The 20,556-nt window shown below is 69.8% G+C and carries 17 protein-coding genes and 1 tRNA gene; 7 read left to right on the plus strand and 11 right to left on the minus strand.

The features are described from left to right. Positions 1 to 309: 309 nt before the first annotated feature. Both HJC40_RS32090 and HJC40_RS32095 read right to left on the minus strand, forming a co-directional pair. Positions 310 to 792, minus strand: a complete 483-nt coding sequence (locus HJC40_RS32090) for a hypothetical protein (RefSeq protein ID WP_250006899.1) — start codon at positions 790 to 792, stop codon at positions 310 to 312. 440 nt (positions 793 to 1,232) lie between these two features. Next, positions 1,233 to 1,700, minus strand: coding sequence for a hypothetical protein (locus HJC40_RS32095; protein WP_250006901.1), 468 nt, complete (start codon positions 1,698 to 1,700; stop codon positions 1,233 to 1,235). Between the two features lie 99 nt (positions 1,701 to 1,799). Between HJC40_RS32095 and HJC40_RS32100 the strand changes: the two genes are divergently transcribed. Continuing rightward, positions 1,800 to 2,387 (plus strand): hypothetical protein, encoded by a 588-nt coding sequence (locus HJC40_RS32100; protein WP_250006903.1) that lies wholly within the window; start codon positions 1,800 to 1,802, stop codon positions 2,385 to 2,387. Positions 2,388 to 2,433: 46 nt separating this feature from the next. Here the strand turns inward: HJC40_RS32100 and HJC40_RS32105 are convergent, their stop codons facing one another. Together HJC40_RS32105 and HJC40_RS32110 are read right to left on the minus strand one after the other, a co-directional pair. After that, positions 2,434 to 4,074, minus strand: coding sequence for a PQQ-dependent sugar dehydrogenase (locus HJC40_RS32105; protein ID WP_250006905.1), 1,641 nt, complete (start codon positions 4,072 to 4,074; stop codon positions 2,434 to 2,436). Positions 4,075 to 4,094: 20 nt separating this feature from the next. Further along, entirely contained in the window at positions 4,095 to 5,123 is a 1,029-nt protein-coding gene (locus tag HJC40_RS32110; RefSeq protein ID WP_250006907.1) for an SMP-30/gluconolactonase/LRE family protein, read from the minus strand. Between the two features lie 177 nt (positions 5,124 to 5,300). On the opposite strand from HJC40_RS32110, the gene HJC40_RS32115 reads away from it, so the two are divergent. Further along, positions 5,301 to 6,686 carry a non-reducing end alpha-L-arabinofuranosidase family hydrolase gene (locus HJC40_RS32115; protein WP_250006909.1) on the plus strand — a complete coding sequence of 462 codons (1,386 nt, stop codon included), beginning with the start codon at positions 5,301 to 5,303 and terminating at the stop codon, positions 6,684 to 6,686. A gap of 15 nt (positions 6,687 to 6,701) precedes the next feature. Here the strand turns inward: HJC40_RS32115 and HJC40_RS32120 are convergent, their stop codons facing one another. Next, on the minus strand, positions 6,702 to 6,899 hold the full coding sequence (locus tag HJC40_RS32120) for a hypothetical protein (protein ID WP_250006911.1): 198 nt from the start codon (positions 6,897 to 6,899) through the stop codon (positions 6,702 to 6,704). A 410-nt stretch (positions 6,900 to 7,309) separates the two neighbouring features. On the opposite strand from HJC40_RS32120, the gene HJC40_RS32125 reads away from it, so the two are divergent. The 3 genes from HJC40_RS32125 to HJC40_RS32135 all read left to right on the plus strand — a co-directional run bounded on the left by HJC40_RS32125 (position 7,310) and on the right by HJC40_RS32135 (position 9,615). Further along, the gene (locus HJC40_RS32125; protein ID WP_250006913.1) at positions 7,310 to 7,942 is read left to right on the plus strand and encodes a DUF4360 domain-containing protein; all 633 of its coding nucleotides are present in this window, start codon (positions 7,310 to 7,312) and stop codon (positions 7,940 to 7,942) included. A gap of 100 nt (positions 7,943 to 8,042) precedes the next feature. Further along, complete coding sequence (locus HJC40_RS32130; RefSeq protein WP_250006915.1) at positions 8,043 to 8,678, plus strand: DUF4360 domain-containing protein; 636 nt, start codon at positions 8,043 to 8,045, stop codon at positions 8,676 to 8,678. 157 nt (positions 8,679 to 8,835) lie between these two features. Further along, complete coding sequence (locus HJC40_RS32135) at positions 8,836 to 9,615, plus strand: class I SAM-dependent methyltransferase (RefSeq protein ID WP_250006917.1); 780 nt, start codon at positions 8,836 to 8,838, stop codon at positions 9,613 to 9,615. 120 nt (positions 9,616 to 9,735) lie between these two features. Here the strand turns inward: HJC40_RS32135 and HJC40_RS32140 are convergent, their stop codons facing one another. After that, positions 9,736 to 10,101, minus strand: coding sequence for a hypothetical protein (locus tag HJC40_RS32140; protein ID WP_250006919.1), 366 nt, complete (start codon positions 10,099 to 10,101; stop codon positions 9,736 to 9,738). A 134-nt stretch (positions 10,102 to 10,235) separates the two neighbouring features. Here HJC40_RS32140 and HJC40_RS32145 point away from each other — a divergent pair, with 134 nt between their 5' ends. Beyond that, positions 10,236 to 11,180, plus strand: a complete 945-nt coding sequence (locus tag HJC40_RS32145; RefSeq protein ID WP_250006921.1) for a phosphotransferase family protein — start codon at positions 10,236 to 10,238, stop codon at positions 11,178 to 11,180. 103 nt (positions 11,181 to 11,283) lie between these two features. Here the strand turns inward: HJC40_RS32145 and HJC40_RS32150 are convergent, their stop codons facing one another. The 5 genes from HJC40_RS32150 to HJC40_RS32170 all read right to left on the minus strand — a co-directional run bounded on the left by HJC40_RS32150 (position 11,284) and on the right by HJC40_RS32170 (position 20,000). Continuing rightward, positions 11,284 to 13,524, minus strand: a complete 2,241-nt coding sequence (locus HJC40_RS32150; RefSeq protein ID WP_250006923.1) for a DUF3488 and transglutaminase-like domain-containing protein — start codon at positions 13,522 to 13,524, stop codon at positions 11,284 to 11,286. Then, positions 13,518 to 14,702, minus strand: coding sequence for a DUF58 domain-containing protein (locus HJC40_RS32155; protein ID WP_250006925.1), 1,185 nt, complete (start codon positions 14,700 to 14,702; stop codon positions 13,518 to 13,520). Before HJC40_RS32155 ends, HJC40_RS32150 begins: the two co-directional genes overlap by 7 nt. 188 nt (positions 14,703 to 14,890) lie before the next feature. Next, complete coding sequence (locus tag HJC40_RS32160) at positions 14,891 to 15,880, minus strand: MoxR family ATPase (protein WP_250006926.1); 990 nt, start codon at positions 15,878 to 15,880, stop codon at positions 14,891 to 14,893. 24 nt (positions 15,881 to 15,904) lie between these two features. Then, entirely contained in the window at positions 15,905 to 18,463 is a 2,559-nt protein-coding gene (locus tag HJC40_RS32165; protein WP_250006932.1) for a fibronectin type III domain-containing protein, read from the minus strand. A gap of 196 nt (positions 18,464 to 18,659) precedes the next feature. After that, positions 18,660 to 20,000, minus strand: a complete 1,341-nt coding sequence (locus HJC40_RS32170; RefSeq protein WP_284044033.1) for a tetratricopeptide repeat protein — start codon at positions 19,998 to 20,000, stop codon at positions 18,660 to 18,662. Between the two features lie 188 nt (positions 20,001 to 20,188). Between HJC40_RS32170 and HJC40_RS32175 the strand changes: the two genes are divergently transcribed. Then, positions 20,189 to 20,273, plus strand: a tRNA-Leu gene (locus tag HJC40_RS32175). Positions 20,274 to 20,556 lie beyond the last annotated feature (283 nt).

The following is a 20,556-nucleotide window of genomic DNA, read 5'->3' on the forward strand; positions in this document are numbered from 1 at the left end:
TCTTGGCATGGCGCAGGGCGGGTTTGGCGGTGAGGCCGAACATCGCTGCGATGTACAGCGGCTCGGGCCACGTCACCGATGGCGTGCAGTGCTTCGCCGGCCGCCAGCAGAGTAACACCCGTCCTGACCGGGTTGCCGACTATCCGTGTGATTCGTTGGTGGCGGGTCGGACCGGATGGATGTGCCACCGCTCCCTCACTCGGCGACGCGATCCGAAACGGTACGGGATCGCGTCGCCGAGTTCGGCTGCCGTTCAACCGCGGCGCTCCCGCGGGCAATGGCGTCGTCGGGGTCGTCGTCAGTCGGTTGTCAGTTGCGGGGGGTGCGGATCAGCGGGGAGTCGCACCAGCCGTTGGAGTTGCCGTTGAGGTAGACGCGGGCGTAGACACCGACGGTGTTTCCCGCGTCGTGCCAAGTCTGCTCCCAGTTGCCGCCTGTGCTCCCGATGCTGTCGACGTCGTGCAGGGTGTCCGCGGATCCGCCCCAGGCCCGGATGATCGGCCGGCTGCGGTCCGTCTGGTACGTGGAGACCACCATGCGCGACGGCGTGAACGACGGGGTGGTGTCCCAGCCGAACCACCAGATCCGGAACTGGTCGAGATTGTCGCTGTTCCATTCGATATTGAAGTCGAAATCGACTGTCCGGTTGCTGACCGGGATCACGCAGCTCTTGTAGTGCCACCCTGAGGCGGACGCCGGCTGCGGGGCCACCGCCGCGGCCGCGCCCAGGCCGACCAGCAGAGCCACTATGGAGTGCAGGACGCGTCGGGGTGCGGCAAGACGTACGGACATTCTTCGGCTCCCTTGTGTCGGTTACCCTCACACTCTAGAGAAGTTGATCAATTCACGGTAAGCGCCGGCCACCGTGAAGTGGCTGTGCTCGGTGGGCAGAGGCCGGCACCCTCGTCCTCGGCTGCGTCGTCTACATCCTGACGCGCAGTCCGATCCGGGACCGCGCAGATCGAGAATCGTAGGGCTCGGCACGACCGGTATCGCGGACCAGACCGGTAACTTTGGAGAATTGCTTCTTATGCATAGACCAAGGCGCTTTACGCTTGTTTACGCCTTCTCTGCAGGATTTGTCTTGCTCGGAGTTGCGCTCGCCACCATGAATCGAGGCGACGCAGTGGGCGTTTCAACGGGGCTGGCAATGGTAGCGACCGGTATCGCAGTTCCTCTGTTGTTACGGGCTGGGAAACGCTAGCCGGCTAAGCAGACGCCAGTCCGGGATGTCAGCGGTCGACCAATGTCTTGATGCCATGGTGCTGCAGCAGTGCGGGCATGGGGTCGTCGGCGTATCGGCGCCTCGGTCGCCAGACCTTTCCCACATCGATCGGGGAGTTGGGTCCGGGCACATCGTAGGGGCCGCCGCGGGGATGGACCTGCAGCGTGCTTCCCCATAGTCCGGTGTCCCGCCAGCCCATGCGCTCGATGTCGCTCCAGGCGTAGGACCGGCTCAAGGCTCTACCGGCCCGCAGGAGCAGTCCTTTGTCGTCGCTGAGCACCGTGTTGTGCCGGCGGGCGACCGCGATGGAGAACGAGGCGGCAACGCCGCCTACCGCGTACCAGCTGACGTAACCGGTAGCCAACGCGCCGATGACGATCGCGATCGCTGCAACGCCGGGTATCGCGATGGCCGGCCAGAGCCGAGTCTGCGCGAGAATGCGCACCTCGCCGACCGGCTGTACGGAATCCCCCACGGCGCCCATCGTAGTGGGCAAGATCGATGAGTCAGGAGGCGCTCGGAGCCTCGGCCTGGGTGGGGGTTGTGATCCGCGTACGCCGGGAAAAGAGCAGGCATGAGCGACGTCGATGAATACGGTCGGATGTCACCCGAAGGTGCAAAAAGCTATTGGTGGCTCCGGATTCCCTGGTGGGTACGCGGGGCGGTGGCCGGCTTGTTCTTCGGCACAGCCATGTTCATCGTCTCGTGGGCGAGCGACGACGACCCCGACTCGGCAGGCGAGCTCGTCGGCGCTGCAGCCTCAGCAGTGCTGTTCGGGATCGTGTTCGGTCTTCTCATGAGGTCTCAGGAGCGACGGATGTTCGAAGCCGACGGGCAGGTGCTGAGCCCGGAAGAGCGAATCATGGTCGTGCGCAGCGTTGATGCCGGGCGGTGGCCGGACGATGCACGACTGTATCCAGGTGCGCGCCGTCTGGTGGACCAGAAGCTACGCCGCAGACTGGCGCCGGCAGTCGAGATCGCGGTGTTCGGCTTGATGCTCGCCATGTTCGTCCTCAAGGCGGTCCTCAATGGGCCGTGGTGGTGGCTCGCCGTGGTGTTCTGGGCCATCGTGGGCCCTTGGTCGATGCGGAACACCAGGCGCAGCCGTGCAGCGGCGCAGTCCCTGCGTGACGTGGGCGAGCCGCGCGGGTCAACCACCTGAAGCAGGTGGCAGCGGGTAGTACGTCGTGCACCGGCATGGCTGTCGGTCAGCCGGCCACGGTGACCTTGAAGATCCTCTCGTCGCTGTTGCGGGGCACGCTGTCCTTGTCGCCGCCGGTGCTGGTGGTCAGCCACAGGTTGCCGTCGGTCGACGGCTCGATGGTGCGCAGCCGGCCGTAGGTGCCGACGAAGTACTGCTGGACGTCGGTCAGGGTGTCGCCGCTGATCGCCGCCCGGTAGACCCGGGCGCCGCGCAGGCAGGCGAGGTAGAGCACGTCGCGGACGATCGCGATGCCGCTGCAGGACGCCTGGGCGACCGGGTACGTCCGTACCGGAGCCACCAGGCCCGGCCCGGCGCAGTCGCCGGTCGTACCCTCGCAGGCCGGCCACCCGTAGTTGCCACCCTTGACCACGAGGTTCGTCTCGTCCATCACGTTGTTGCCGAACTCCTGCTGCCACAACCGGCCCTGCGAATCGAACGCGAGCCCCTGCGGGTTGCGGTGCCCATAGCTCCACACAGGACTGCCCGCGAACGGGTTGTCGGCCGGCACGCCACCGTCGGGCCGCAGCCGCAGCACCTTGCCGCCCAGATTGCTCAGGTCTTGCGCCTGGTCCGGGTCCTGACCGTCGCCGGCCGCGGCGTACAGCATGCCGTCCGGGCCGAAGCGCAGCCGTCCGCCGTTGTGGTACTTGTTGCGCGGGATCCCGGTCAGCAGCACCTCGAGGGTGTCGGGGCGCAGCGTGTCGTCGTAGCGGAGGCGGACGATCCGGTTGTCCGTGGCGCTGGTGTGATAGACGTACAGCCACCGGTCGGCGGCGAAATCAGGCCCGACCGCCAACCCGAGCAGGCCGCCCTCGCCGTTGGTGCCTTCGACACCGGGGACCGTGCCGATGCTGTGTTTGCCGCTGCCGTCGGGGTTCATCGCGATGACGTCGAAGACATCGCGCTGGCCGTAGAGGACCGTGCCGTCGGGCGTCTGGACCAGCCCCCACGGCAGGTCCGACTCGGTGGTCACCTGGGTCGTGACACACACCGGGTTGGTGCAGCTGGTCCCGGTGGTGACCGCCACCGTGGCGCTGCGGGCCGACGTGTTGCCCTGGGCGTCGCGGGCGGCCACGGCGTACCGGTATCGGGTCCCTGGGCGCAGCCCGCTGTCGGTGAAGGTGGTCGCGGCCGAGCCGGTGACCGTGCCGACCGCGGTGCCGTTGCGGTAGACCAGGTACGCGGTGACGGCCACGTTGTCGGTGGCGGCCGTCCATGTCAGGGTGGCCGTGGTGCCGGTCGCGGTGCCGCTCAGCCCGCGCGGGCTGGTGGGCGCCTGCTCGTCGGCCTCGCAGAACGGCGGGGTGACCGGCACGGTCGGGCCGGCCTGCGACACGTTCCCGGCCCGGTCGCGGGCGTTGACATACCAGCCCCACGTGGCGCCGCCGACGACCGGCAGGCTCGCCGATGTCGTGGTGCCCGGCACCGACGTCACGAGCTGACCGTCGTGATAGATGTCGTAGGCGTCGACGCCGACGTCGTCGGTGGCGGCCGACCAGCTCAGCTCGACCGAGTCACACGTGAGCGCGCCGGCGCGCAGCTCGGCCGGCGCGCTCGGCGGCGTGGTGTCGACCGCGGCCGCCGACGGCACAGAGCTGCCGGCCGCGATCAGGGCGGAGATCAGGGACACCGCGACAGCGCGCATGGGAAACACCTTTCCAAGCTTCAGTACGGGTATCCGGGCACGCCGAGCGTGATGGTGGAGATGCCGTAGTCGCCGGTCCGCCCGGCCGTGATGAACAGCGTGCGCCGGTCGGGTCCGCCGAACGCCGCGTTGGTGGCCCCGGCGCCGGCCGCGATCGTGCCCAGTTCGGCGCCGGCCGGTGAGAACACGTGCACCCGGCCCTCGTTGTGCGAGACCCAGTAGAGGTTGCCGGCGCAGTCCACGGTCACCCCGTCCGGGCCGGTGATGGCCGCGAAGACCGTCCGCGCCCCGGTGCTGCCGTCGGGCTGCACGGCGTACGCGTAGATCCGGTTCTCCGCGTTCGCCCCGACGTACAAGGTGCGGCCGTCGGGGGACAGGGCGATGCCGTTGGGCTGGCGCAGGGTGTCGTCGACCAGGGAGACCTGCCCGTTCACGACCCGGAACACCCCGGTCCGGCCGCCCATCTCGTCGGCCCGCCGGCCCCGCTGGAAGTTCGGGTCGGTGAAGTACACGACGCCGTCGGCGCGGACGGTGACGTCGTTGGGGGAGTTGAACGCCCGGCCCTGGAAGGTGGCCGCGACCACGGTACGGGCCCCGTCGGACAGCCGGAACGCCGAGACGGTACGGGTGTCGTGGGTGGCGGCGATGAGCTGCTGCCCGTCCGGGCTCAGCGCCAGGCCGTTGCTGCCGGAGGCGGCCACGAACGACTGGGCCGGCGCCGGCGGGGCCAGCCGCCGGATCGTCGACGGCTGCACCTGCTGGGTGCCGGTGGCCGTACCCATGTCCGACACGAGCAGGTGACCCGGGCCGGCGATCCAGACCGGACCTTCGAGGAACGAGAAGCCGCCCTGTACGCGCGTGGCCGACAGCGTGGTCCCGGGCAGGGGTGGCTGCGGGGGAGTGCCGGGCTCGCACACTCCCGCCGGGGCGCCGGGCGGAGTGTCCGGGTCCGCGGCGGCCGCGGTAGCCGGTGCCGAGGCGAGCAGCAGACAGGCGGTGCCGACGGCGGCCAGCAGACGCCGTCGCGACCGCAAAGTATCGACGCTCATGGTTGTTAACGTAACATTCTTCCAACGCCGCGCTTCCGGCACTCAGCTGATGATGGTGCACTTGGCGGGCTTTTGAGACATCCGTCTTGATGCTGTGGGAGCGCTCCCGTATTGTGCCGAACAGGTGTTAACGCTCACCTTCGCGGTTTGTGCTGTCGGTCTTCACGAGGAGAAACCATGAGCAGGTCCGGATCGGCCAAGGTCGGCCTGGTGTCGGCCGGGGCCGCGCTGCTGGCGTCGGCCGCTGTCGTCGTGGCATTGCCGGCCGATGCCGCGGCGGCGGGCTGCTCGGTCGACTACGCGGTCTCCTCGCAATGGCAGGGCGGGTTCGGCGCCAGTGTGTCGGTCACCAACCTGGGTGACGCGCTGTCCGGCTGGAGGCTGACCTGGTCGTACGGTGCCGGGCAGAGCGTGACCCAGGCCTGGAACGCGACGGTGACCCAGAGCGGCACGGCGGTGACCGCGGCCAACGCGAGCTACAACGGCTCGGTCGCGACCAACGGCACGGTGTCGTTCGGCTTCAACGGATCGTGGACCGGCAGCAACCCCGTTCCGAGCAGCTTCGCGCTGAACGGCGTGACCTGCACGGGCGCGACCACACCGACGTCCCCGCCGGCCACGCCCCCGTCGTCGCCTCCACCCTCGACGCCGGGCGGCACGTGCACGCTGCCGTCGAGCTACCGCTGGACCTCGAGCGGCCCGCTGGCCCAGCCCCGCTCCGGCTGGGTGTCCCTCAAGGACTTCACCACCGTCATGTACAACGGCCGGCACCTGGTGTACGCGTCCAACGTCTCCGGTTCGGGCTACGGCTCGATGAACTTCGGCCTGTTCACGAACTGGTCCGACATGGCCACGGCCAGCCAGAACCCCATGAGCCAGGGCACGGTGGCGCCGACGCTGCTGTACTTCGCCCCCAGGAACATCTGGGTGCTGGCCTACCAGTGGGGCCCGACCGCGTTCAGCTACAAGACGTCCACCGACCCGACCAACGCCAACGGCTGGTCGGCGCCGCAGACCCTGTTCACCGGAAGCATCACCGGCTCCAGCACCGGGGTCATCGACCAGACGCTCATCGGCGACGGCCAGAACATGTACCTGTTCTTCGCCGGCGACAACGGCAAGATCTACCGGGCGAGCATGCCGATCGGGAACTTCCCCGGCAGCTTCGGCGCCTCCTACACGACCATCATGAGCGACACGACGAACAACCTGTTCGAGGGCGTCGAGGTCTACAAGGTCCAGGGCCAGAACCAGTACCTGATGATCGTCGAAGCCATCGGCAGCCAGGGCCGCTACTTCCGCTCGTTCACCGCCACCAGCCTGAACGGCTCATGGACCCCGCAGGCCGCCACCGAGAGCAATCCGTTCGCGGGCAAGGCCAACAGCGGCGCCACCTGGACCAACGACATCAGCCACGGCGACCTGGTGCGCAGCAACCCGGACCAGACCAAGACCGTCGACCCGTGCAACCTGCAGCTGCTCTACCAGGGCAAGGACCCGAGCGCCGGCGGCCCCTACGACCAGTTGCCGTGGCGTCCGGGCCTGCTGACCCTGCAGCGGTAGTGACCCGGCCCGGCGTCAGCGGCGGCGGGCGAGGACGCGGGTGAAGCCGAGGTGGCGGCCGGTGTCGGCCCGCACGTCCTCGACCACGCCGCTGCGGCTCGACAACCGCTGCCGCCAGGCCGGTGAGTGGAAGGTCCAGAAATCCGGTTCCCGGTACGGCCGAAGGTGCTTGGCCTGGCCCGCGGCGTCGATCCGGCCCCAGTTCTCGACCATCCGTCGGGGATCGTAGCCGGAGCTCCTCGGGAACCGTGGTCGGTTCAGCCGCTGCCTCAAATCATCGGTCATCCGGGCAGGACGGCACCCGGGCTCACCAACGTCGATCGGTTTAGGCGCGAATTCAAAATTCGAAGAAACTCACCTGGTCGACGCGAAAACGGAAACTAATTCCTCTCGCTCGACGTCGGGGATCGTCCGGAGTTTCCGGGAGATCACCTGTTCAGCTATCGCCGGATCCTCCCTTCGGCCAGCATGGGTGGAATATTCGCTCGAAAGTGATCATGTCGAAAGCTATGCGCGACGAATCAAGCAACTGAACATTTTCGTCACCGTTATAAAGGTCGTACATGGTGCTAACGAGCGACGGGCTCGTCCTGCATCGACGCCTTTAGCACTGATGAGGTCACATGTTGAAATCTCTTGCCATGGGTGCGACTCTGTTCGGCGCCCTCACCGCAGTTGTCGCTCCCGCTACGGCCGCCTCCGCGGCGCCGCCCCGCCAGATGGTCATCGACGTGATCGCCGCGAACGGCTCCGGTTGCCCGAAGGGAACCGCGCAGGTCACGGCCTCGCGGGACAGAAAAGCCTTTACCGTGACCTACAGTCAGTTCACCGCTCAGGTCGGCCCCGACTCGAAGGCGATCGACTTCCGTAAGAATTGCCAGCTCGCTCTGAATGTGCGGGTCCCACAGGGCTACACGTATGCCATCTCCAGCACCGACTACCGTGGTTTCGCCCACCTGGAGCGTGGCGCCTCCGGCTCGCAGTCGGCCAATTACTACTTCCAGGGTGAACGGCAGAACTCGCGAATCCGCCACAACTTCGCCGGCCCCATGGACGGTGACTGGCAGCGCACCGACAAGGTGGCCATCCGTTCCCTCTCGTTCCGGCCCTGTGGAGAGCAGCGGTATCTGAACGTCAACACCGAACTGCGCGTGAACCGTGGCCTGTCCAGCAGCAGGAAGACCAGCATGCTGACCATGGACTCCACCGACGGCACCATCGACACCGTCTATCACCTCGCCTGGAAGAAGTGCTAGACATCCCCCGGCTCGGGAATTCCGCTGCGCAGATGAATGCAGCCGGCGCGAGCCCGATCCGTTTTCCAAGCCAACAATAGTCGCCTATCTAAGGAACTCCATGCTGAAAACTCTCGTCACCGGCGCCACGATGATCGCCGCGCTCGCCGCGACCGGAGCAGCGGCCTCCGCCGCACCCGCCCCGCCGGCGACCGACAAGATGCTGATCGACGTCGTCGCCGCCAACGGGTCCGGCTGCCCCAAGGACAGCGCGGACGTCACGGTGTCCCCGGACAACAAGGCGTTCACCGTCACGTACAGCGAATTCACCGCCCAGGTCGGGGGCGGAGCCAAGAGCACCGACTTCCGCAAGAACTGCCAGCTCGCCCTGAACGTGGACGTCCCGCAGGGGTTCACCTACGCCATCGCGAGCACCGACTACCGCGGCTTCGCCCACCTGGAGCGCGGCGCGTCCGGCACCGAGACGGCGTCCTACTACTTCCAGGGCGAACGCCGGACCACCAAGATCCGGCACGACTTCACCGGTCCCATGGACGGTGACTGGCAGCGCACCGACAAGGTCGGCATCAGCTCGCTGTCCTTCCTGCCCTGCGGCGAAGAGCGCTACCTGAACGTCAACACCGAACTGCGGGTGTCCGCGGGCTGGTCGGACAAGAAGAAGACGAGCTTCCTGACCATGGACTCCACCGACGGCAACCTCGACACCGTCTACCACGTCGCCTGGAAGAAGTGCTGACCAGGCTTTCGCCCGCCTCTACGGGAGCCCTCCGGGACCGTACGACTGAGTCCTGAAGCGCTGCCGCCGGCGGAAACAGTGGAGGCCCCCGCTCGATGCCGGGGCCTCCACTGGCCTGCCTGCCACCGAGGTCGGCGGGCCGGGATAGCGTGAGCGGATGAGTGTCGATCCGGTAGCGCACAACCGTATGGCCTGGGACCGGGAGGTCGAGCAGGACAACGAGTGGTCGCGGCCGATCTCCTCGGAGACGGTCGCCCGGGCGCGGGCCGGTGACTGGTCGGTCGTGCTCATCGGCTACGAACCCGTGGACCGCTCCTGGTTCCCGGCCGACCTGGCCGGCTCGGACGTGCTGTGCCTGGCCTCCGGCGGCGGCCAGCAGGGACCGACGCTCGCCGCGGCCGGGGCCCGGGTCACCGTGCTCGACAACTCGCCCCGCCAGCTCGAGCAGGACGAGCTGGTCGCCCGCCGCGACAACGTGCCGCTGCGGACGGTCCTCGGCGACATGCGCGACCTGTCCGCGTTCGCCGACTCCTCGTTCGACCTGATCTTCAACCCGGTGTCGAACCTGTTCGTCCCCGAGCTCGCCCCAGTGTGGCGGGAAGCCTTCCGCGTACTGCGACCGGGCGGGACGCTGCTGTGCGGCTTCCTCAACCCGGACCTCTACCTGTTCGACCACGAGGCGATGGACCAGCGCGGCGAGCTGGTGGTCCGGCACAAGCTCCCCTACAGCGACCTCACGCACCTACCGGCCGAGGAACGCGAGCGGCTCCTCGGCGCGGACGCGCCGCTGGAATACAGCCACAGCATGGCCGAGCAGGTCGGCGGCCAGCTCGCCGCAGGCTTCGTCATCACCGGCTTCGAGCAGGCCCCGCACCACTCAGACGCCACCGCGGACTGGCTACCTGGCTACTTCGCGACCCGCGCCGTCAAACCATGAGCGACGGCAGCAGCGCGCCGGCCGACAAGCCGGCCCGCGACGGCTAGCTCGCCGCAGTTCGCCCCGGCCCAGCGCGTCCATGAACACTCTGCTCCGGCGGCCCGGACCCGAAGTCACACCTCAGGCGACGTACCACTCGAAGATGGCCCAGCCGAGCGGTGAGACCATGACGACCAGCATGGCGACGCTGCCGACGCAGGCCGCCGTCAGCAGCCGGGCCGGCAAGCCCAACGCCTGGCGGTCGTTGCGTTTGAGCAGGAGCACACTGGCGACGACGCAGGGAATCGCCACGACCGCCCCGAAGATGGTGGCGTAGACGGCCGGAAGGGCCCAGGCCGGCGGCGACTGCTCGGACCAGTACTCCAGGTCCGTCGTCAGATAGGCGATGACCCCGTGCGTGTAGGCCGCGACCACGACCGTCTGGATCAGGGCCAGCGCCCACGCCCCGCCGCGCGGCGGAGCCGCACTCGCTACCGCTTGCTGCATCGGAGCACGATAGCCGATCGAGACCCCGGCCTTGATGAGAATGGGAATCTATTGTGGATCGACGAGGGGAATCGGCCTCTTGATGGCCGGGAAAGTCATATCGCCGCAGGCCCCTGATGAATAGGCTCGCGTTCATGACCGAGGGCGACTGGAGAGACGGCGAGTTCAGGCAGCGCCGGCCCTCCGCGGAGACTCTCGCCTGGGTCGCGGCGTCGATGGGCCGGGGCAGTCGCGTCGTTGGCCATCGCCGACTGACCGGTGGCGTGTGCTCCGCCGTGAATCGGCTGACCGTCGAGCGACGTGGAACGCGAACGTTCGTCGTGCTGCGGCAATACCCGGGCGGGCTCGGCCTGCACGGAGCCTTGGAGCAGGAGATCGCCAACCTGGGGGTGATGGCGGGGAGCGGGCTCCCGGTCCCGGGCGTCCTGGCCGGCGATGTCGCCGGTGTATCGACCGGAGGCGCGCCGTCGTTGCTGATGACACGGTTGCCGGGGCATGTGCACCTCGATCCGGCGGAACCTCGCTCGTGGATGACGAGAATCGCGGAGATCGCCGTCTTGCTGCATTCCCTCGATCTCCCCGCGAAGGTCCTCCGACCGTGGACGGATTCGTGGATCGCTCCTCGGGACGGGTTCCAGATCCCGGCCGGCGCGCAGAAGCCGGAAATCTGGCAGGCGGCGTTCGATGCCATGGCGGCACCGCCGCCACAGGACACGGCCGTCTTCCTGCACGGCGATCTCCTGCCGGTCAACATGCTGTGGTCGCGCGGAAGAATCACCGGCCTGACCGACTGGAACTCCATCCGTCGAGGGTCGCGCGCGATCGACGTCGGGCACTGCCGGCGATACCTGGCCGCGCTGTACTCGCCCGACTGGTCGGAGCAGCTTCAGTCGCTGTACGAGTCGATCGCCGGGGTGACTCTCGATCCGTGGTGGGATCTGTATGCCCTGTTGCACTATGCCGACAGCGGACCGAAGTGGATCCGTGGTCAGGTCGCGGGCCGCCGTCCCGTCGATGTGTCCGGCATGACCTCCCGAGTCGAGGTTGCTGTCGAGACAGCACTACGACGCCTCGGGTAACCGCTGGTTCCGAAGGCACCCGAGTACGCCGGCCGAGCTGCCGCGGTGTCGGTGACAGCCGTCCGGCCGCACCCGGCGATGTCGGCGTCGGCGGCGGCTCGGGTCAGCGACGCCAGCGCAAGGGGCCGGGATGCAGGCTCCACCACCATCGGCGCCACCAGGACCGGCGCGAGCGCAGCTCGGTGGCGTAGGCGGCGACCTGCTCACCAGCGCGGCCCGCCTGCGCGTCGTCGGCCGAGCGCGGCGCGAACCCGACCGTGTTGATGCCCGCGACCAGCTCGTCGAGCGGCGGCAGATCGCCTGCGGCGGGCTCCGGCACCGCTTTCCGCAGACGCCTGCGGGGTGGTGGCGGTTTCTCCGCGTACGCCGCCGCCTCGGTCGCCGCCAGATGCGGCGGCACCGGTTGACCGGCCAGCCGCAGCGCGTCCCGGAACTCGGCCCACGCCCCGGTGATCCGGTCGTCCGGGCTGCCCGCGCTCAGCCGCCGCCGGCGCAGCGACCGCCGCATCAGCAGAACCGCCCCCGCTGCCGCGACCAGCACCACCAGCACCGACCCGGAAGCCCCGCCGGCGACCACCGCCGTCGACGGGCCGCCGTCCCGTTTCGCCGCGAGCGCGGCCGGCGGGGCCGAGGACGGCGGTGTCTCCGAGGGCGGCGGCGGTTCCGAGGGCGGGGTCGGCGGTTTGGTCGGCTTCGGCGTGAAGTCCTCCTCGACCGGCCGGGGGTTCTTGGTCTTGGGCATCGGGTCGAACGCCACCCAGCCCAGCCCGTCGAAGAGCACCTCGGGCCAGGCCAGCGCGCTGCTCGCCGCGACGGTGCCACCGGCGGCGGGCGCGTCGAAGCCGACCGCGACCCGGCTGGGCAGCCCGGTCAGCCGGGCGAGCAACGCGAACGACGCCGCGAACTGCTCGGACGTCCCCACCTGACCGCCCTGCTTCCGCGGCCCGAACAGGAAGAAGCTCAGGTTGGGGAACGCGTGCCCGCTGGGCGCGTCGGCGACCTTGCGGTAGTGCTCGGCCAGGAACTCCTCGATCGCGATGGCCCGGTCGAACGCGGCCCCGTTGTCCTCGGCCAGCTGATCGGCCAGCCGCTGGATCGAGTCCGGGACCTCGGCGCCGCCGACCGCCAGATACCGGGCCACCGCGTCCCCGGAGGGCACGTCGGCGGTGGGCAGCAGGTTGAGATCCGGGGTCTGCAGCTCGGAGGTGACCGAATACCGCAGTCCCGGCGTCAGTCCCTCGGGCCGGATCATCGTGCCGGTCGCCGCGTCGAACGCCACTCGCGCCCCGTCCACCCCGGTCGGCGTGGGCACCACCGGCAGCAGCCGGCCGGTCAGCCCGTCCACGGTCACGGTCTGGCGTACCTCGGTGACCTTCGCGTCGGGCATCCGGGCCTGCGCGGGCAGGATCCGCCCGGCGTTGCGATAGGTGGCCCCGACCCGCCACGTCACCCCGTCGTAGTCCGGCAGCACCGCCAGCCGCAACCGCAGCCGTTTACCGGGCGAGGCCGACGCCCGTGACACGTTGAGCAGTGGCTCCTCAGGCGTGAGGGCCCAGCCCGAGATCCGGTTGAGCGGGCTCTCGTCCAGGCTGTCCACCTGCGGCGGCTCCACGTACTGCCGAGGGTCGACCGGCGTGGACCCGACCCGTCCGCCGATCAACGGCCCCACCGCGACGATCAGCACCAGCACGGCCACGAGTCCCCCCGCCGCACCGGCGAGCGCGCGCCCGCGTACAGCAGCTCGGGTTGTCTCCGGCAGCCCGCCACCGGTCGGCGCGGCCGGCCGGGTGCCCGCCGCCAACGCAGCCACGGCCAGGGTGGCGAAGAGGACCGTGGTGGTCCCGGCCGAGTCGGCGTTGGGCCCCACCACATAGAGCGCGCCGCCATAAAGACCGGCCACGGGTACGAGTCCCAGCAGCACCCGCCCCGCCCGGACCGCGATCTCGGCCCCCGCCAGCCCGGCCAGCCAGGCCCCGATCACCGGAACGACAACCGTGTCCGGGGTCGGGTCGACCGGGATCAACGCGGTGAGCAGCCGCGGAATGCCGTTACGCAGGCTGTCCTCGATCACGTCGGCCAGCCGATCGGTCAGCCCCGCCCGATCGGCCGCAACACGCAGCGCCAGCACCGCGTACCCGGCCAGCAGCACCGCCGACAGCGGCGCGACCACCCAGTTCGGCAGCCGCCGGCACGCCAGGCTCAACCCGACCGACCCGACCGCGGCCCCCGCCATCAACTGGACGAGCAGCGACCCGGCATAGATCCGCCCCAGCACGACACCCGACAGCGTGATCATCCCGGCCAGGGCAGCAGCGACGACGGCGGCCCGCACCCACTTCACCATCCGCGCACGCCGTCCCAGGCCGCGGCGAACTCGGAGCCGTCGGCGGCCTCGATGACGATCAGGCCGTCACCACCCGAGACCGGGGCGCCGTCGCGGTCGCCGAACAGCCCGGCCATCACCACGGGATAGGGACCGCGCAGCGCGCTGACCGCACCCAGGTCGTCGCGGCCGCCCGGTCCGGTCAGGAACACCAGCGTGTCGCCGAGCCGCTGCGCCCGTACCCGTCGCAGGGTCGCGGCCAGATCGCCGGGCCGCGGCGTCGCCTCGGTGAGCACGTCGAGATAGGGCCCGCTCGCCACGCCGGTGACCAGGTGCAGGCTGACCGGGATGTCCTCACGCACGGCCGCGGCCACGATGGACGCGGCGGCCTCGCAGGCGGACTCGAACGACTCGGCCGCCCCGTCGCGTAGCTCCGGATGGGCGGCGGCGCGGTCGTCGAGCAGCACGACGATGGTCGGTTCGGAGGTGTCGAGCTGCTCGCGCACCATCAGCTCGCCCACCTTGGCGCTGGACCGCCAGTGCACCCGCCGCAGCTCGTCGCCGATCACATATTCGCGCAGCGTGTCGAACGTGATCGTGCCGTGCGGCACCTTGTCGACGCGCCCGTCGAGACTGCGGGCCATCCCGGCCGGCACCGCCCGCAGCAGGTGAATGCGCGGATGCACCCAGACTTCCGCGACCCCACCGTACGTCCGGGCCAGCGTGACCAGCCCCAGCGGATCGCCGCGGGTGACCCGCAGCGGCCCGACCGCCACGATGCCCCGCCGGCTCGTCGGCACCGGATACCCGACCGTGGTGTCGCGTCCCGGCCGCAACCGCAGCAGCGGTACGGGAACCGCCCGGCTCCCGCACCGGTCGGACGCCACCAGGTTGGCCGCCCGCAGCCGGCTGGTGTTGCGCACGGTGAGCGTCATCCGCGCGGCCTCACCCCGCGCCACCCGGTCCGGCTCGGCCACCCGCTCCACCCCGAGCCGAGGCCGCCACGATGCGAACGCCACCGCACAGCCCAGCGCGATCGCCGCCGCGGCGCCCAGCATCGCGAGATCCGGGTACCCATAACGGAACCCGGCCACCAGCAGCGCCACCGCGGCAATCACGATGCCGTAGCCGCGCGCTGTCAGCCCGGTGAGACGCAGCCAGCCACCGCCCGCCGCCGGCTTCCGCAGTGCACGGCGCATCCACAGCCGGAGATCCCCGACGCGCGCAGCTCGAACGCCGGCCTGCGGTGGCCCGGCATGGCCGCCGGCAGCGGGGGAGAGGCCGCCGGCAGCGGGGGAGGGGCCGCCGGCAGCGGGGGAGGGGCCGCCGCCGGTCGGCGGAGCGCTGCCGACCGGCAGCGGCGGCTCTCCGGCGGTCGGGTGAGTGCTCACGCCCCGGCCGTGACGCGGGTGGAATCGGGCAGCGGCACCGGCACCGAACGCACCGCGTCGGCCAGCACCTCCGCCGCGGTCACCCCGCGCAGCTGCGCGTCGGCCGAGAGCAGCACCCGGTGCGCGAACACCGGCTCGACCAGCGTCTTGAAGTCCTCGGGCAACACATACCCGCGCGCATTGATCAGCGCGTACGCGCAGGCCGCCCGGGTCAGCGCGATCACCCCGCGCGGGCTCACCCCGACCCGCACCTGCGGGTGGTTCCGGGTCGCCGCCGCCAGCCGTACCGCGTACGTGTAGAGCGGGTCGGCGATGTGCACCCGCGTCGCCATCCGCACCATCTCGCCGACCACGGCCGTGTCGGTGACCGGTTCGAGCGCGTCGGGGGAGCGCAGCGCCGCCCCGCGCAATACCTCGACCTCGACGTCCTCGCTGGGGTAGCCGACCGACAGCTTGACCAGGAACCGGTCGAGCTGCGCTTCGGGCAGCCGGTAGGTGCCGTCCATCTCGACCGGGTTCTGCGTGGCCACGACCAGGAACGGCTGCGGCACCGGATGCGGCACCCCGTCCACGGTGACCCGGCGTTCCTCCATCACCTCGAGCAGCGCCGACTGGGTCTTGGGCGACGCCCGGTTGATCTCGTCGGCGATCACGATGTTGGCGAACACCGGCCCCGGGTGGAACTCGAACCCCCGCGACGCCTGGTTGAAGATCGTCACCCCGGACACGTCGGAGGGCAGCAGGTCGGGCGTGAACTGGATGCGCCGCCACTGCCCCTGCACGGACGCCGCCAGCGCCCGGGCCAGCGTCGTCTTGCCCACGCCGGGCACGTCCTCGAGCAGCACGTGCCCCTGGGCGAACAGCGCGGTCAGCGCGAGCCGCACCACCTCGGGCTTGCCCAGCACGACCGCGCCGATCCGGTCGGCCAGCGCGGCCGCCACCTCGGCGAACCCGTGGATGTGCTGCGGCGGCAGTGGTTCCGTCACGTCTCTCAACCTCGGTTGCTCAGCTCAACAGGTCGGCAGGTTGTTCAGGTTGTCGCCGCCTTCGAGGTTCAGCCAGGCCCACGGGATGTAGTTCTTGCCGCTGTAGTTGACCTGCACCCACCAGGTGCTGCGCTTCTCGTTGTTGTAGATGTACGCGTACACCTCTTCGCCGGACCTCTTGCAGTGCGCCTGCAGCCGCGTGCCCGGTTTGGCCCAGCCGACCTGCTTGCCGTTGTCCTGCCGGGCGACACTGAACACCTCGTTGCCGTTGCGGCCCTCGACGTCCTTGTTGCAGTACGTCGCGGTGTCGCCCTCCTTGCCGTTCTTGCACGTGGCGACCCCGAAGATCGCGTCGGTCGTGGCGGTGGTCGTCGCCGTCACCGTGCCGGCCGCGTTCTTGGCCGTCACCGTGAACGTGTACTTGGTGCTGGGCTTGAGCTTGGCCACCTTGAGGCTGGTGCAGCCGCCCGCCGCCGAACCCCCGCCCCCGGACGCCGCCACCGAGCAGCTGGCCGTGCCGCCGCCCGCGTCGACGCTGAACGACACCGTCGCCGTGTTGAACGTCGGGTTCACCCCGGTGACCGTGATCCGCGGCAGGGCGACGGTTCGCGCGGTGGCCGTACCCGGCTCGCTCTCGCCGGCCTCGTTGACCGCCCGCACCTCGACCCGGACCGTGGCGCCGGCCTCGAAGCCGGTCAGCGTCGCCGCCGTGCCGGCCGTGACCTCGGTGCTCTTGCCCTCCGCGCTGACGACGTACTTGCTGATCGGCCGCCCGTTGTCGGCCGCCGGCTGCCACGCCACCGAGATCGACCCGGCCTGGTCGCCCGCGGTGGCCGCGTCGGTGCCCTCAGGCTTACCCGGTTTGGTGTAGGGCACCACGCTGTCGCTGACCGGCGAGGCTTTCGACCCGGCGCCGCGCTCGTTGACCGACACGACTGTGAACGCGTACTGCTTGCCGTACTCGAGCTGCCCGTCCTTGATGGTCAGCGAGGGCTCGGTGGCCTCACCGATGGGGGCGCTGCCGCCCTCGGAGATCGCCGTCACCGTGTACCGCCGGATCTTGAGCCCCTGCCCGTTGGCCGGTGGCCAGCTGATCTCCACGGAGCCGTCGGGTTTGGCCTCGGCGGTCACCGCCTCCGGCGCGTCGGGCACTTCGGCCGTCGGCCGCACCGCGTTGCTGGTGCGCGGTGGTCCGTCGCCCTTCTTGTTCACCGCGTGCACCGCGAACTCGTACGTCTGCCCGTTGACCAGCCCCGTCACCGTCAGCGCGCGCTGGTCGGCGCCCACCTGGAAGGTGCGTCCGGCCCCGGCGACGACGTAGCGGGTGATCACGGCGCCGTTGTCGCGGGCGGCCTGCCAGCTCACCCGGGCCTCGGCGTTGCCCGCGGCGGCCCGTACGTTGCGCGGCGCGCCCGGCTTGGTGACGACCGGCTTCTTCGGCTTGGGCGGCGGCGGCGGAGCCTCCGGCGGCGTCGGGGGAGCGTCGCCACCGAGCACGTCGTCGGCGTACTTGTCCACCGTGCGTACCGTGTGCGAGCCGTCCACGACCCGCGCGGTCGACGAGCCCGGCGCGTTGATGAACAGGTACCCCTCGCGCACCTCGAGCTCGAGCGGCCCGCCCGGGTTGCGGAAACCGATGTCCTTCTGCCGCTTGCCCGCCGAGTCGAACACCCGCACCGCCCCGGTGGCGTCGGCGACGTAGAAGTAACCCTCCCAGGCCACCGCCGGCTGCAGGTTCTCGCCGTCGCCGGGCACGGTGAAGTCGGCCCGGAAGTCCTTCTCACCGACCACGTGGACCCGGCGGGTGTCGGTCTCGGTCACCGGCACCCGCTCGCCGTCGGTGTGCGGTGCGAGCGTGCCCGGCCCGGTCAGCGGCAGCTCGGCGCTGGTGAAGCCCGCCTCGCCGCCCTTGACCGTGTGCAGCTTGTTGTTGGTGCGGTCGAGCACCGCGACGCCGTCCTCCAGCGTGGAGAGCGCCAGGTCGTGCGCCGGCTGCGCCACGTTCTCGGTGCGGACGCGCTGAGGTTCGCCGCTGGTCGCCGGGGCCGACGAGGACGTCGGCACGGGTGTGATCGCGGTGACCGTACCCTCGCTCGGCGCCGCCACCCAGAGCTTGCCCTTGCCGTCGAAGACCCCACCGGCGACACCCGGCGGGAACCGCAACGGGTTGCCCACCTTGGCCAGCGTGCGCGGGTCGAGCTGCTGCACCAGGCCCTGCACGGTGTCGATGACGAACACCGAATCCTCATGCAGCGCGACCCGCACCCCGATGCCCGAGGTGGACGAGGCGTTCCAGAACTCCTGCAGCGACGTCAGATCCATCGACCCGATCGCCCCGGTGGTGACATCACGCAAGATCACGAAGCGGTCGTTCTGCACGACCTGGACCGCGTGCCCGCGCGCCTTCTGCACGTCGACGCGCGTGTCCACCTTGGCCGTGACGCCGTTGATCCGGGCCACCTCGCCCTTGGACTTGCTCCACACCCACGACGCGGCGTCGAAACTCGCGACGGCCTGATCGGCCGAACCCAGCCCCAGCACGGTCAGCGCCAGACCACCGGCCAGACTCAGGACGGTGCCCATCGTGACCAGGTAACCGCGGCGCAGGCGGCGCTTCGGTCGGTCGATGGTCACCTCGTCTGCGCTGGTCACTGCCACTTCCTCCCCGTCTGGACCTGGAACGCAGGCCATCATAGGGGGAGTTCGGTAGGCCTCGATACCCGTTGTGGACAACTCCGGTCGCTCTCCGTGATCATCCTCTCCGGAGAGTCACGAAGATCTATCGTGGAGTAGCCGAGGCCCGGCTTGTGCACGCCTGCGGCGACGTGGCGAACTGATCACCGCGATACACCGCGACGACCGCGAAGCAGTAGTTCACGGAAGCGTTGAGCCCACTCATCTCGAACGATGTCTGCCCAGGTCCCAGCGTCCCGACCGGCTTCAGTTCGAGCCCCGGCCGCCCCATGATGACCAAGAACGACACCGACGCCTCGGTCGGATCGGTCCAGGTGACGGTGACGACGGTTCCCGTGTCCCGCAGCGCCACATCGGTCGGCGCCGGCCCCGCCAGAGTTGGCACATTGTCATTGTCAGACGAGTCACTCGACCGGTTGGCAAGCACAAACACCAGCGCAGCGACCGCGACGACCGCCGCGACAACAGCGGCAACGGCCGCAAGAACCCCCAGTCCCTTACGCCCCGTCGACTTCGAGCTTCCCTGCGCGTACGGAGGGGGTTCGTCAGACGGGTACGCAGGCGCGAACACTTGGCCACCACCCGGCGTGCCCGGGTGAGTCGGACCGCTCGATGAGGCACCGAAGTACGCCGGAGTACGGGGGTGGGGGACACCGCTCGACGGCTGACCGGGGTAGGCCGGGTCCCCGGACGACGTCCCGGGGTAGTCAGGCGCCGACCGCTGGGCCGGCACGTGCGGGGCGCTTCGGGACGCGGTCGGAGGCGGCGGGTACAAGGTGTCCGGGCGCGGGCTGATGATCGGCTGCGCGATCGTCGGCTCCTCGACCGGGTTCGGCCGGGTCGCGGGCGCCGGATCAGCCGGCGGCTCGGTCCAGACGTGCTGATTGGCGGGGGAGGGCGGCTGCACCGCGCCCGGGGGCGCCTGCTGCACCGGTGGTGTGTGCTCCGGGGGCGGCGGCGCGCTTTCCCCGCGTATGGAATAAGGGTTTTGACCTGCTCCTAGATAGGCCCGAGCGCGGGCAACGACCGGGTGCTCGACGCCGAGAGCAGCAGGCCCCAGCTCGGCGACCCGCGTGAACGCCTTGCGAGCCTCATGCCGATTGCCCAGCTCCTCGGCCACCACCCCGATGCCGTGCGAGATCTGCAGCATCAGCGCATCGGAGTCACCAAGACGCCACTGCCCAGCCGCGTACGCCTCCTCGAGCACCCGCCGCGCCGCCGAGGGGTCGTCCGCCTGCTGAAGAACCGTGCCCAGCTGCAGCGCAGTGAGCAGAACGTCCGGATCGTCCTCGGACAGATTGATCTTCCCCAGCTCAACGGCATGCTCGAGCACAGCCCGCGCCCCCGCAAGATCCCCCGACGACGCCAGGGCAAGCGCACGCTGCCGAGCCGGGCTGAGCGGGGAGGGCTGAGACACGCAGGCCATGCTGCCCGCTGCACCCGCCAGGCGCCAGGCCGCCCCGGACAACCCGGTCGTATGCCCCGGAATGTCCGCCACCCCACCCTCCCGGAGACCCCCGGCGGACACCGTGTAAAGTTCTCTCCTGTGCGGCCCGCCGGGGCGCCGATTCTGGTTGGAAAACCGGGCATCGGCCCAGGTAGGCTGCAGTGCAGGTCCGGGTGGCGGAATGGCAGACGCGCTAGCTTGAGGTGCTAGTGCCCTTTATCGGGCGTGGGGGTTCAAGTCCCCCTCCGGACACAATCGATTGCCCTACGGTGTGCGCCAGATTGATCTTGGCGTGCACCGTTTCTGTTTCCGGATCATAGTCAAGTTTGAGGTCGAGCCGACGGTAGATCTCTGCCTTGAGATTAGGATCAGCTGACCGAATGGCCCGAGTTGCGTCGCCGACTTCGGCGACGAGTTGGGTGATCTCGGCGTGGCTCATGCGGTTGGGCTTCGTCGCCTTCAGCGCTCGTTGGTCGGCCTCGATGCTGCGGCGTTCTGCCTGGGTCTGCGTAATCCATTCTGTAACGACGACGGG

It is taken from the genome of Actinoplanes sp. M2I2, assembly GCF_023544445.1.
Taxonomy (GTDB): Bacteria; Actinomycetota; Actinomycetes; order Mycobacteriales; family Micromonosporaceae; genus Actinoplanes.